The organism is Vibrio marisflavi CECT 7928, assembly GCF_921294215.1.
Classification (GTDB): domain Bacteria; phylum Pseudomonadota; class Gammaproteobacteria; order Enterobacterales; family Vibrionaceae; genus Vibrio; species Vibrio marisflavi.
In genome coordinates this window covers 2,572,024-2,584,680 of record NZ_CAKLDM010000002.1, presented here as the reverse complement: position 1 = coordinate 2,584,680, position 12,657 = coordinate 2,572,024, and the positions used below count along the sequence as shown (strand labels likewise).

Below are 12,657 nucleotides of genomic sequence, written 5' to 3'. Positions count from 1 at the left end.
TGCAGGCTAAGCAACTTACCTTAATCACAAAATCTGCTTCAAAACTCTATCAGCTTTAACCCTAGTCACCTTACGAATCAACTTCTGTACTTCTAAAGGGTAGTTCTCTACCTTCTCTAATTGTTTATAAGTGCAGATAAGCTCCGTATGCTGCAGTATGTTATCAGCTTCCTTTTCAAATTGTTCTGTTAAGTGATTATTGTGATCTTGGATGAACAACGCATTCTCAAGATCCAACTTCCAAGCTCTAGGGTTTAAGTTGTTGCCTGTGATAAGCATGTAGCGCTTGTCGACCCAAGTGCCTTTCAAATGGAAGCTGTTGTCATCGTGTTTCCAAAGGTGGATAGATAGCTGCCTGCTGGCGATTTTTGCCTCATTTGCCTTGGCAAACTGCCTTAGATTCATCTCATACATGTACGGCAGGCCGCCAATAGTTTTAAAGCTCTCTGCCGGTGGAATATAGAAATCATTGGCAGTTTTATCACCTACAACAATATCAACTTTCACACCTCTTCTGAGTGCTTTTTTCACCTCTTTGGCCACACTTCGAGGGAAGTTGAAGTATGGAGTACAGATGAACAGCTCTTCTTTAGCCTCGCTAATAAGGTGATTGATACCTTGATTAAGCTTGTTGCGTTTTTTACCGACGCCAATAAGAGGGGTTATCGCAACTTGATCGGATGAAACGCTTTCTGGTGAAAACTGATAAGCAGATTTTGCAAGTATGGCTCTAAACTGACGAATATCGTTCTTGATATCTTTGGTTTTTGGCTTGTGTGGGCAGTTTAGGTTATTGACCGCTGGATGATTAATCATTTGGTTGCGGATAAAGCTCACCATACTATCAGCTAATTCTGGCTGGTGAATGATATGGTAGCGGTCGAAGCGATACCTATCTTCAAAATTCAGATAGATATTGTTTAAGCTAGCGCCGGTGTAAATCACATCATCATCGATGATGGAGCCTTTTAGATGAAGAACACCAAACACTTCTCGCCCGCGAACAGGAATACCGTACACTGGCACTTGGTGCTCGTTTTTTTCTGCAAACTCTTTGTACATGCATGCGTTGGTTTTCTTGGTTTCTACTCCAATTAAACCGCGCTGAGCACGATGCCAGTCTACGCAGACAGAGACTTCAAGCTGTGGGTTTTTCTGTTTTGCCTGATAAAGCTCAGATAAAATTTCTCGTCCTGCTTCATCGTCTTCTAAATATAAGGCTACGAGGTAAATTCTATTGCTTGCTTCTCTAATCGACTTGATTAAACGCTCCCTATAATCTTTTGCTGCATAAAGAGTCTCAAAGTTTTCAGGATCGACAGCAAGGGTAGGAAGCTGAGCGAATAAATTCCTTTTGGTCATCATGTGGGATGCTTTACCTCAAAAGTAGTCTGTTCAAACTGCCGAAGATAAGTAACATCTAGCAGCGAGCCAAACATGATAGCAAAGTTAGCGAGATAAGTAATAGCAAAGGTTCTAACAATACAGCTGGTTATCTATGTATTGCATAGCTATGAGAGCTTTGCCACAGTTGGTATAGCGGCTGAACAGTTGCTCTAGAAGTGTAGGAAGCTGCCTGGAGTTTACTTTCTTGAACCCTTGCGATAAGTAAAACTGCTCGAGGTGTGGATAGGCAAAGCAATAGTCTTTTTCTTTCAATTCATACTGTTGGCAGAATTGCAGGAGTTCGCTAGCGAACCCAAAACCGCGCTGCTCTGGAATCACTAGCATACCAGTCAAAAGGCGATAAGGAGCTATGCTTCTTAGTCGAACAACAGCCACTATTTGGTTATCTAGATATCCAACAATAATCTTTTCATTTTTTTTCGCTTTGCCAGAAGGGTAGTGTGCCTTGTATAGCTTGGTTATTAAGGGCAATTTTATTGGTTCGAGAAGTTCAATACGTAGCTTGCTCATTCTCACGGATACACAGTTTGATGTAGAATGTGTGCAGTTTAGATGACAGATTGACCCCCATGCAAATATATAAAAGTGCTGACTTAGTTTTACATCATACCTTCTCCATATCTCAAACTAGCCAATACATAGTGGAAATCGAGTCTATTGAAGATCTTAAAAGCGTGTATCTAAAGGAAGAATGGAAAGCGTTACCCAAGTTGATGTTGGGCAAGGGAAGCAATGTACTATTTGTTGAACCGTTTGAAGGTGTTGCTATCGTCAACCGACTGCAAGGTATTGAGGTTAACGAGACTGAAGCTGATTGGAAATTGCATATCAATGCGGGTGAAGATTGGCCGTCTCTTGTTGAATGGGCGGTCAATAAAGGTATTGGTGGATTGGAAAATCTAGCCATGATCCCAGGTTGTGTTGGCAGTGCCCCAATTCAAAATATTGGAGCGTATGGCGTAGAGCTTTGTGATGTTTGCGAATATGTAGACTACCTTTGTTTGGAAAGTATGAAAGTAAAACGCTTATCTAAAGGGCAATGCCAATTTGGTTACCGAGACTCAATTTTTAAACATGAACTGTACCAAAAATCTATCATCGTCTCGGTTGGACTAACTCTCACTAAGAGCTGGGCTGCTAATACCAAATACGGCCCGTTACAGGAACTAATAAGTTCCGAAATCACGCCAAAAACGGTTTATTCAAAAGTGTGCGAAGTTCGCTCCAGTAAACTGCCAGACCCAAATGTCGTTGGTAATGCTGGTAGCTTCTTTAAAAATCCAATCGTTCCGCAACTTCAGTTCGAAAAACTACAACAAAAATTTCCAAGTATCGTTGCCTATCCTGCTGACAAAGGGATGAAGCTAGCGGCTGGCTGGCTTATCGATCAATGTGGCTTGAAAGGATACCAAATTGGTGGGGCTCAGGTGCATGAAAAGCAGGCCTTAGTCATCATCAATAAAGACAATGCAACTTCTCAGGATATAGTGGATCTAGCGGCATATGTTAGGCAAAGCGTGCTAGATAAATTTGCTGTAGAGCTCGAGCACGAAGTCCGTTTTATCGGTCGAAGTGGAGAGACGTCCCTAAAGCAGTTATTGGGGGATAAACTATGAAACCCCAGCAACATACTGTTAAGTTATCGTTACTTAGAGCCCTATCTAAAGGTGGCTTTCACTCAGGAGAAGAGCTCGGTGATGAGTTAGGAATTTCTAGAGCAGCAGTGAGTAAACACATCAAAGGTATCCAAGGCTGGGGCGTTGATATTTTCCGAGTCCAAGGAAAAGGATACCAACTAGCAAACCCTTTGCAGCTCCTTGATGAATCAGTTTTGAACTCTAGTGTTGCTACACCTTTTGCACTTATTCCGGTTATAGAGTCGACTAACCAATACATCTTAGACAATGCTCGAGAGCTGGATTCTGGTTTTGTTTGTATTGCCGAATATCAATCTAAAGGCAGAGGGCGGCGAGGGAGGGAGTGGATATCACCTTTTGGTTCCAACTTATATCTATCTATGTTCTGGCAGTTAGAGGCAGGCATGGCTGCAGCAATGGGTTTGAGCCTAGTTGTTGGTATTGCCATAGCGGAAGCTATTGAGAAGCTCGGTATAGAAGGCATAAAGCTTAAATGGCCAAATGATTTATATCACAATGACAAAAAGTTGGCCGGCATCTTGGTTGAAATGTCTGGTCAAGCTGGTGGCGCTGCCAATTTAGTCATAGGTATCGGAATGAACTTGTCTATGGATGAAAACGTAGATGGCATTACCCAGCCATGGACGAGTTTGAACCAGATTACACAAATACCTGTAGATAGAAATAAGCTAGCCATTGAGATAATCAAAACGTTGGTGAGTACCTTAGAAGATTATGAATCATTTGGTATGAACCAATTCGTAGAGCGCTGGAATCGATTGGATAATTATCTAGGCCGAAAAGTTAAGCTGTTGATGGGGGCAAAAGAAATCGAGGGCATCGCTCAAGGTATCAATGAGCAAGGCGCAATATTATTAAGCACTCCCCAAGGGATGCAAAGTTTCATTGGTGGTGAAATTTCTTTGCGAAATAACGAATAACTGCGCCTTCAGAATCGTAACTTAGCGTTACTTTTCGTCTTTTATTTCATCTCCTGGTCTTGGAGCGAAAGGAATGACCGTCGCCTGCTGCGGAGCATTATTGCCATCGCCATCCAAGATTTCTTGGAATCGATACATTTGTTGAGAGAGCTCTCTCATTAATACCACATTTGTATGATTTGGATTTTTGCACCGGCTCACTACTCGGTCAATATGACTTTGCTGAGCTCGTAATCTACCTTGCATAGATTCTGATGCGGAGAGAATCATCTCTTCACACATGTCCTTTTTAAAACGAGTAAATGCTTGTGGATCTTCTTTCGCAAGCTCCACCATCTCATCAAATGAAGGTAGGATTTGGTAGTTTGTTGAAACGCCCATACTAATTCCTTCCCAATTGAGTCAATTTAGCAAACCCAATCAACCGTAGAATTACACCGTAAATGTGAACACTAACAACTCTTGGGTTACGACTGACTGTATAAAAAGTCTACGCAAAGGAGAACGCAAAAATTAGGCGATGGAATGTTTTTCTCACAATTGAGAAATATGCTTATGAGGTTGGTTTTATATCGTAAGTACAGCGCCGCTGTCCTTGAATAATGTGTTCTGAACGAGAAACCTGAAAGGAATTACCTAGAAGTTTTTGAAAAATATTAAGTTCTGATTGGCAAAGTTTTGGGCACCGAGTCGCAGCTCGGCAAATCGGGCAATGATTTTCGATAAGCTGATAACCTTGGTCGGTTTTTAATAGTTCGGCCATATAACCATCTTGCTCTCGCAGCTGAACCAATTTATTTAACTTATCTAGCAAAGTCTCGTATTGTCGTAGTTCTTGTCGGTATTGTTGAAAGGTTTGGCTCTCGCGTTCAGCAACGACTTTCTGTAAGCCATCTTGACCGAAGACATGCTCCACAGCATCGAGCATTTGAATAGTGAGATCTCCATGCCTATCTGTAAACTGAGCGTGACCTTTCGCTGTTAACGACCAATGGCGAGTCGGGCGACCGATTTTTGCTTTGATATCGTGGAACTCCAAAATGCCATCATCTTCGAGGCCTTGCAGGTGCTGCCTTGCGCCCATGGTGGTCATTTTAAGCTCGTCAGCAAGTTGCTTTGCTGTCACAGCTCCATTGGTTTTAATGGTTTGTAAAATCCTGTCGACTGCTTTCATCTTTCTCCCCACATTCGTTTTTTATTATGTAGGATCAGATAAATAAAGCAAAGTATTTACATTCTCGTCTTCCAATTGGTGGCTTTGTTTGCCCTAAGAGTTGAAATTGAACGGTAAATTGCGTTAGCCAAATCACAATTTTTTTCTCGTTCCCCCTTGGGATCGTAAAAAACACACCCCACATATGTTTCACAAGCCGCTGTATCGAGGTTGTCTTGATACGAGAGCATTTAATTAAACTACATGGAAATTTTCAGGAGAGACGACAGATGAACATTCGTCCATTACATGATCGTGTTATTGTTGAGCGCCAAGAAGTTGAGTCAAAGTCAGCTGGTGGCATCGTTCTAACTGGCTCTGCTGCGGAAAAATCGACTCGCGGCACTATTCTAGCTGTTGGTAAAGGCCGCATCCTAGAAAACGGTGAAGTTCAACCATTAGATGTAAAAGTTGGCGATACAGTGATTTTCTCTGAAGGCTACGCAACTAAAACAGAAAAAATCGATGGCAAAGAAGTTCTAATCATGTCTGAAAACGACATCATGGCGATCGTTGAGTAATTTTTTGCTCTAATTCTAAAACGATATATTAAAACCGAATTAAGAAAGGAAATAAAAGATGGCTGCTAAAGACGTTAAATTTGGTAACGACGCACGAGTTAAAATGCTAGAAGGTGTTAACGTTCTAGCTGATGCAGTAAAAGTAACGCTTGGCCCTAAAGGTCGTAACGTAGTTCTAGACAAATCATTTGGCGCACCAACTATCACTAAAGATGGTGTTTCTGTTGCACGTGAAATCGAACTTGAAGACAAGTTCCAAAACATGGGTGCGCAGATGGTTAAAGAAGTTGCATCTCAAGCGAACGATGCAGCGGGTGACGGTACAACTACTGCGACAGTGCTTGCGCAATCTATCGTAAATGAAGGCCTAAAAGCAGTTGCTGCTGGCATGAACCCAATGGATCTTAAGCGTGGTATCGACAAAGCAGTAACTGCAGCTGTTGAAGAGTTGAAAAACCTATCTGTTGATTGTGCAGACACTAAAGCTATCGCTCAAGTAGGTACTATCTCTGCAAACTCTGACGAAAGCGTTGGTAACATCATTGCAGAAGCAATGGAAAAAGTGGGCCGCGACGGTGTTATCACTGTTGAAGAAGGTCAAGCACTTCAAGATGAGCTAGACGTTGTTGAAGGTATGCAGTTCGACCGCGGTTACCTATCTCCATACTTCATCAACAACCAAGACGCAGGTTCTGTTGATCTAGAAAACCCATTCATTCTTCTAATCGACAAGAAAGTATCGAACATTCGTGAGCTACTTCCAACTCTAGAAGCAGTAGCAAAAGCATCTCGCCCTCTACTTATCATCGCTGAAGATGTTGAAGGTGAAGCACTAGCAACTCTAGTTGTGAACAACATGCGTGGTATCGTGAAAGTTGCAGCTGTTAAAGCTCCTGGCTTCGGTGACCGTCGTAAATCTATGCTACAAGACATCGCGGTTCTAACAGCTGGTACTGTTATCTCTGAAGAGATTGGCCTTGAGCTTGAGAAAGTGACTCTAGAAGATCTAGGTCAAGCTAAGCGCGTTAACATCACTAAAGAAAACACAACTATCATCGATGGCATCGGTGAAGAGGCAGCTATCCAAGGCCGTGTTGCACAAATTCGTCAACAAGCTGAAGAAGCGACTTCAGATTACGACAAAGAAAAGCTTCAAGAACGCGTAGCTAAACTAGCCGGCGGTGTAGCGGTAATCAAAGTTGGCGCTGCAACTGAAGTTGAAATGAAAGAGAAGAAAGACCGCGTAGAAGACGCACTTCACGCAACTCGCGCTGCAGTTGAAGAAGGCGTAGTAGCTGGTGGTGGTGTTGCACTAATTCGCGCAGCTTCTAAGCTAACTTCTCTTGAAGGTGACAATGAAGAACAAAACGTTGGTATTCGCGTTGCACTACGTGCAATGGAAGCGCCAATCCGTCAAATCACTAGCAACGCTGGTGATGAAGAGTCGGTTGTTGCTAACAATGTTCGCGCTGGTGAAGGTAGCTACGGCTACAACGCTGCAACTGGTGAATACGGCGACATGATTGCAATGGGTATCCTAGATCCAACTAAAGTTACTCGTTCTGCACTTCAGTTCGCAGCTTCTATCGCTGGTCTAATGATCACTACTGAAGCAATGGTTACTGACCTACCACAGAAAGATGCGCCTGCAATGCCTGACATGGGCGGCATGGGCGGCATGGGCGGAATGGGAGGGATGATGTAATCATCATCACCCAACACTTCCCTGTGTTATAAAGAACGGAGGCCTTTGTGTCTCCGTTTTTTTATCTGTTAAAGTTGTCGAATGACCAATAATTCTAAGCAAAAGGTAAGTAGGGTAACAATGCAAATACAACAACTAAAATACTCTAGCGCCACTAGTCAGCTAAAAATTAGGGATTGGAAAATCGAGTCCGGTCAGCATTGGGGAATATTCGCCTCTGAAAGCCATAGTAGCTCGGTTCTCGGGCAGCTCATTACTGGTGAGCTTCAGCCAACTTCGGGTTCTATTGTTGATGTCCCAACTCCGGTCGCTTGTGTATCACTATCGATGCAGCAAGGTTTATTGGATGAGGAGTTGGCTAAAGAAGAAACTGATTTTCTCGATCACATAGACTATGGTACGTCAGTTGAGGGCTTGGTGTTGCAAGCTGGATGCACAACTCTTGAGCTTGAAAACATTCTGTCTCTTACCGATTTAAACTCCCTTCGTTACTCAGGCTTTAGACAACTTTCTACCGGAGAGTCACGTAGAGTCATGTTGGCGATGGCACTTGCAAAGAAGCCAAAGCTACTTATTTTGGATGAACCGTATTCGGGGATGGATACTCATCACCGCGATCAGCTAAGCAAGCTTTTAGATGTGCTTTCAAGAGATATTCAGCTGATTATTATCACGTCACGTGAAGATGAATTGCCAAGCTGTATTAGCCACATCGCTTTGTTTGATAGTGAATCGATGACAGATAGTATGAGCCGTATAGAGTGGACTTCGCATCCTATCAAGAGCCAAATGAAAGCTCTCTCTGAACAAAAATCAGAGGTGATGTTGAGTTTGGTCGAATTTCAAGCCCAGAAGCTTGAAAGCCGTGACGTTCTAATAGAGATGAAGGATGTCAGTGTTAGCTATGTTGAGCGTGGAATTTTTCAAGGGCTAAATTGGCAGGTGAAGCCTGGTGAGCATTGGCAGATAAAAGGGCCAAATGGCTGCGGGAAAAGTACATTGCTTGGACTTATCACTGGGGATCACCCGCAAAGCTATAGCAACAATATCACTGTGCTTGGTATGAAGCGGGGAAGTGGGGAAAGCATCTGGGATATTAAGCGCCAAATAGGTATTGTCTCATCGTCACTTCATTTGCAATATCGGATCGGCTGCAGTGCTTTAGATGTATTGCTATCCGGTTTCTTTGACTCGATTGGTCTGTATGACCCACCAAGTAAAAAGCAGCTAGAGTTAGCTTACAAATGGTTAGATGTTCTAGAGATGAGCGCTCTAGAGAAAGTCAGTTTTCGCTCGTTGGAATATGGGCAGCAAAGGTTATTGCTAATTGGCCGAGCGCTTATCAAACAGCCAGAGTTGTTGATTTTAGATGAGCCATATCAAGGGTTAGATTACATCAGTAGAAAGTTGGTGTTCCTTGTTTTGAACAAGATTGCGCAGGCTAAGTTAAGTCAGATACTGTACGTGACTCACCATGAAGAAGATGCACTGGATGCGATACACAACTTTGTTGAGTTTAGGGAAAGTGAAAGCGGGTATACGGTTTCTGTTGAGCGTGCAGAATAAAGTTTTAGAGATGTAAAAAGAGTCGCAAGCGCGACTCTTTCCATATTTATACGTTCAACGTCATTACATCGGTGTTAATACGATTTCAACGCGGCGGTTTTCCGCTCGACCTGCTGATGTCTTATTGCTTGCGATAGGGTTTGCTTCACCCATGCCTTGCTGATTCAAGCGAGCGTATTTTACGCCATGAGATAGGAAGTATCCGCCCACAGCGTTTGCACGTTTATCAGATAGCAGCTTGTTGTAGCTCGCAGAGCCTGTGTTGTCGGTATATCCAAGAACATTGATACGTGTTTTCTCGTACTCTTTTACCACAAGAACAACGCTACTCAGTACTTCATCAGCACCAGGCTTAAGATCACTGCTGTTCACTGCGAACGTAATCGCATTTGGCATGTTCAGAGTGATATTGTTGCCGTTACGAGTCACGCTGACACCAGTGCCTTGCAGCTGCTGTCTAAGTTTGGCTTCTTGCACATCCATGTAATAGCCAATACCTCCGCCGACAGCAGCACCACCAAGAGCGCCAATTAGAGCTCCTTTACCTTTGTTGCTGCTGGTCGCTGCGCCTAATACCGCACCACCGATTGCGCCAATTGCAGAACCTTTAGCTACTGATGAGGTCTGTTGTTCACCCGTATACGGGTTGATGGTTGTACAACCGGATAGAGCAACGGTACCAGCAATCGCAACTGCTGCCAGTTTCTTGTTAATTTTCATAAGATTGTATCTCGTAGTCCATTTAACTGTGACTTTTTAAACTCGGTTCATTGACCAAATTGTTTGGGTATATCCTATCTAAATTAAGTTTTTTGAAAAGTGTAAGTGTAAGAAGTGTGTAAAACTTGGTACTAAAAAAGGAGCAACGTTGTGCTCCTTCCAGTTTTCGGTGTCTAAGGATGTCGATTCGACTATAAAATAATCTTTCGAACGTCGGCGTCCTTGCGTTCCAAGTAGTGGATAGACTTGATACGGCGAATGGTGCGGCAGCGTCCGCGAACCAAAAGGGTTTCGGTTGTAGCGATATTACCTTGGCGGCTGATACCCTCTAGAAGATCCCCTTTCGTTATACCCGTGGCAGAAAAAATAACGTTATCGCTGCGAGCCATATCTGCAAGATTTAAAACAACGTTCGCTTGAACGCCCATCTCAGCACAGCGTTTTAGTTCTTCTTCACCAAAACGACGGTTCTCTTCCGTATCGCCTTTGACATCGTGACGAGCTAGCAGTCGCCCTTGCATGTCACCATCCAGAGCTCGAATCACGGCCGCTGAAACAACGCCTTCTGGAGCTCCGCCTGTGCAGTACATCACATCGACTTCACTGTCTGGCATACAAGTTAGAATGGATGCAGCTACGTCACCATCAGGCACTGCAAAAACGCGAACGCCCATGGCTTGCATTTCAGCGATGATTGCATCATGACGAGGCTTAGCAAGCGTGATTACAACTAATGTATCCAGTGTCTTTCCTAGTGCTTGTGCGATGTTCTGTAAGTTCTCTTTAATTGGCTTATTGAGGTCGATACAGCCTTTTGCACCTGGGCCAACTACCAATTTTTCCATATACATATCAGGTGCTTTCAAAAAGCTACCCTTTTCACCGGCAGCCAAAACAGAAAGAGCGTTAGATTGGCCCATTGCTGTCATTCTAGTGCCTTCAATTGGGTCGACAGCGATATCTACTGCATCACCACCAGAGCCGACTTGCTCGCCAATGTAGAGCATCGGAGCATCATCAATTTCACCTTCTCCGATTACAATTTCACCATTGATTTCGGTTTGATTGAGCAAGCAACGCATCACTTCTACAGCAGCGCCGTCAGCTGCGTTTTTGTCACCACGCCCAAGCCACTTATAACCAGCAAGTGCTGCACCTTCAGTAACTCGTGAGAAGGCCATCGCTAAATCGCGTTTCATGAAGACTCCAAATTGAATATATCTATTGAGGAAAAACTTTGGCGAGATAGTACCACATGAGTAAGTAAACGTTTGCTATTCATTATCAGTGGCTTGATCTTGAGCAATTAATAGAACAAATGCATTGATTGAAGAAGCTTGATAGGTTGCTCATGATGTGAAAGGGAAAAATATTGATAATTTTACGTGGTTTTTTTGACCGAATAGCGGAAAAATCAAAGATAGATGATGTTTCTGGGACATTAGCTGAGTAGAATGGCTGTATAGGATTAACACACAAGGTAGGCAAAAATGTCTTTTGAAGTACTAGAACAATTAGAAGCAAAAATTCAAACTGCAGTTGATACAATTTCACTTTTACAAATGGAAGTAGAAGAGCTAAAAGGACAGAAAGAACAATTGGCTAACGAAGCTTACGAGCTAAAAGAAAGCCGCGAAGAGCTAGAGCGCAGAACTGAGCAGATGCAACAAGAGCATGCAGCTTGGCAAGAGCGAATCCGCAACCTTTTAGGAAAGATGGAAGAAGTTGAATAATTCATTCTTTTTGCTTGCTATAAAATAAAAAATGCCAGTATTTATACTGGCATTTTTTATGAGTCAAATTCGATTTAAACCTGAGGTCTGACGCCTAATGTGTGGCATAAAGCATAGGTCATTTCAGCGCGGTTTAAGGTATAGAAATGGAAGTCTTTTACGCCTTCTCGGCTTAACACACGTACCATATCAATGGCATGACTCGCACCTACAAGCTGTCTCGTCGTTGGGTCATCATCAAGCCCTTCAAATTGCTTCGCCATCCAACCCGGGACTTTGACATTATTCTGCGCGGCAAACTTCGATGCTTGTTTGAAGTTAGATACAGGTAAAATACCCGGAACGATTTCTACATCAATACCAGCAGCGACGCAACGGTCACGAAAACGTAGGTAGCTTTCTACATCAAAGAAAAACTGTGTGATCGCTCGATTCGCGCCAGCTTCTACTTTTCGTTTTAAATTAAGAAGATCGGCTTGCGCGCTTTTGGCCTCTGGATGAACTTCCGGAAAAGCAGCCACTGAAATATCGAAATCGTGACGAGCTTTTAGCAATTCAACTAAGTCAGATGCGTACATTGCTGGCTTGCCGCCACCGGGAGGGATGTCTCCACGTAGCGCTACAATACTTTTGATTCCATTGTTCCAGTAATCATCGGCAATTTGGACGAGTTCGTCTTTGGTTGCATCAATACACGTTAAGTGAGGTGCTGCCACCAAGCCTGTCTGATCTTTGATCTCTTTGATAATCGAGTGGGTACGGTCACGCTCACCTGAGTTTGCACCATAAGTTACTGATACAAACTTTGGCTGTAGCGCCTTTAAGCGGTGCACTGAATTCCACAGAGTTTGCTCCATTTTCTCAGAACTCGGTGGGAAGAATTCGAATGAGACATTAATGTTGTCCGATAGCTCTGCAATGTTTTGGTTTAAAGCGTCGATATGGCTAGCGTGTGTATATCCCATGTTCATCTCCCTGCGGCTTATCTCACCACGATTTTTAGCTGCTTTTACGTTTGGACGTCTATATGTCCATAGAATGAATTGAATACGATTTGCTGTCAATACCGTCATCATGAATTTTATTCATGATGACGATGAGCGAGCTTCAACATCAACACCGCACTATAAAGTTATATAACGGTTGATAGACAAATCACAGGAGTTGGGGCAGAAGATAGCAAAATGGCCAGAAAGTTCTGGCCATTTTTGGAG

13 protein-coding genes are annotated in these 12,657 nt (G+C 43.2%); 6 read left to right on the top strand and 7 right to left on the bottom strand.

Annotated features, from left to right (window positions below; all coding sequences use genetic code 11):
* Positions 1-24 precede the first annotated feature (24 nt).
* Both pssA and L7A31_RS18595 read right to left on the bottom strand, forming a co-directional pair.
* Positions 25-1,365, bottom strand: a complete 1,341-nt coding sequence (gene pssA / locus L7A31_RS18600) for a CDP-diacylglycerol--serine O-phosphatidyltransferase (protein WP_237363248.1) — start codon at positions 1,363-1,365, stop codon at positions 25-27.
* A 111-nt stretch (positions 1,366-1,476) separates the two neighbouring features.
* Positions 1,477-1,917 carry a GNAT family N-acetyltransferase gene (locus tag L7A31_RS18595; RefSeq protein WP_237363247.1) on the bottom strand — a complete coding sequence of 147 codons (441 nt, stop codon included), beginning with the start codon at positions 1,915-1,917 and terminating at the stop codon, positions 1,477-1,479.
* A gap of 59 nt (positions 1,918-1,976) precedes the next feature.
* On the opposite strand from L7A31_RS18595, the gene murB reads away from it, so the two are divergent.
* Together murB and birA are read left to right on the top strand one after the other, a co-directional pair.
* The gene (murB, locus tag L7A31_RS18590; protein ID WP_237363246.1) at positions 1,977-3,023 is read left to right on the top strand and encodes a UDP-N-acetylmuramate dehydrogenase; all 1,047 of its coding nucleotides are present in this window, start codon (positions 1,977-1,979) and stop codon (positions 3,021-3,023) included.
* The gene (birA, locus tag L7A31_RS18585; protein ID WP_237363245.1) at positions 3,020-3,985 is read left to right on the top strand and encodes a bifunctional biotin--[acetyl-CoA-carboxylase] ligase/biotin operon repressor BirA; all 966 of its coding nucleotides are present in this window, start codon (positions 3,020-3,022) and stop codon (positions 3,983-3,985) included. Before murB ends, birA begins: the two co-directional genes overlap by 4 nt.
* A 27-nt stretch (positions 3,986-4,012) precedes the next feature.
* On the opposite strand, the gene L7A31_RS18580 is transcribed toward birA, so the two are convergent.
* Together L7A31_RS18580 and L7A31_RS18575 are read right to left on the bottom strand one after the other, a co-directional pair.
* Complete coding sequence (locus L7A31_RS18580) at positions 4,013-4,366, bottom strand: DUF3135 domain-containing protein (protein ID WP_237363244.1); 354 nt, start codon at positions 4,364-4,366, stop codon at positions 4,013-4,015.
* 172 nt (positions 4,367-4,538) lie between these two features.
* Positions 4,539-5,159: a helix-turn-helix transcriptional regulator gene (locus tag L7A31_RS18575; RefSeq protein ID WP_237363243.1), complete on the bottom strand. Its 621-nt coding sequence runs from the start codon at positions 5,157-5,159 to the stop codon at positions 4,539-4,541.
* 269 nt (positions 5,160-5,428) lie between these two features.
* Between L7A31_RS18575 and L7A31_RS18570 the strand changes: the two genes are divergently transcribed.
* The 3 genes from L7A31_RS18570 (at position 5,429) to L7A31_RS18560 (ending at position 8,990) form a co-directional block, all read left to right on the top strand.
* Positions 5,429-5,719, top strand: a complete 291-nt coding sequence (locus L7A31_RS18570) for a co-chaperone GroES (RefSeq protein ID WP_237363242.1) — start codon at positions 5,429-5,431, stop codon at positions 5,717-5,719.
* Positions 5,720-5,777: 58 nt separating this feature from the next.
* The gene (gene groL / locus L7A31_RS18565; protein ID WP_237363241.1) at positions 5,778-7,424 is read left to right on the top strand and encodes a chaperonin GroEL; all 1,647 of its coding nucleotides are present in this window, start codon (positions 5,778-5,780) and stop codon (positions 7,422-7,424) included.
* Positions 7,425-7,544: 120 nt separating this feature from the next.
* Positions 7,545-8,990: an ATP-binding cassette domain-containing protein gene (locus tag L7A31_RS18560; protein ID WP_237363240.1), complete on the top strand. Its 1,446-nt coding sequence runs from the start codon at positions 7,545-7,547 to the stop codon at positions 8,988-8,990.
* 63 nt (positions 8,991-9,053) lie between these two features.
* Here the strand turns inward: L7A31_RS18560 and L7A31_RS18555 are convergent, their stop codons facing one another.
* Together L7A31_RS18555 and glpX are read right to left on the bottom strand one after the other, a co-directional pair.
* On the bottom strand, positions 9,054-9,710 hold the full coding sequence (locus tag L7A31_RS18555; protein ID WP_237363239.1) for a YiaD family glycine zipper/OmpA-like lipoprotein: 657 nt from the start codon (positions 9,708-9,710) through the stop codon (positions 9,054-9,056).
* A gap of 191 nt (positions 9,711-9,901) precedes the next feature.
* A complete protein-coding gene (glpX, locus tag L7A31_RS18550; RefSeq protein ID WP_237363238.1) occupies positions 9,902-10,909 on the bottom strand; it encodes a class II fructose-bisphosphatase in 1,008 nt (335 codons plus the stop codon).
* A gap of 291 nt (positions 10,910-11,200) precedes the next feature.
* Between glpX and zapB the strand changes: the two genes are divergently transcribed.
* Complete coding sequence (gene zapB / locus L7A31_RS18545; protein ID WP_237363237.1) at positions 11,201-11,443, top strand: cell division protein ZapB; 243 nt, start codon at positions 11,201-11,203, stop codon at positions 11,441-11,443.
* A 74-nt stretch (positions 11,444-11,517) separates the two neighbouring features.
* Here the strand turns inward: zapB and metF are convergent, their stop codons facing one another.
* Positions 11,518-12,408 carry a methylenetetrahydrofolate reductase gene (gene metF, locus L7A31_RS18540; RefSeq protein ID WP_237363604.1) on the bottom strand — a complete coding sequence of 297 codons (891 nt, stop codon included), beginning with the start codon at positions 12,406-12,408 and terminating at the stop codon, positions 11,518-11,520.
* Positions 12,409-12,657: the final 249 nt, after the last annotated feature.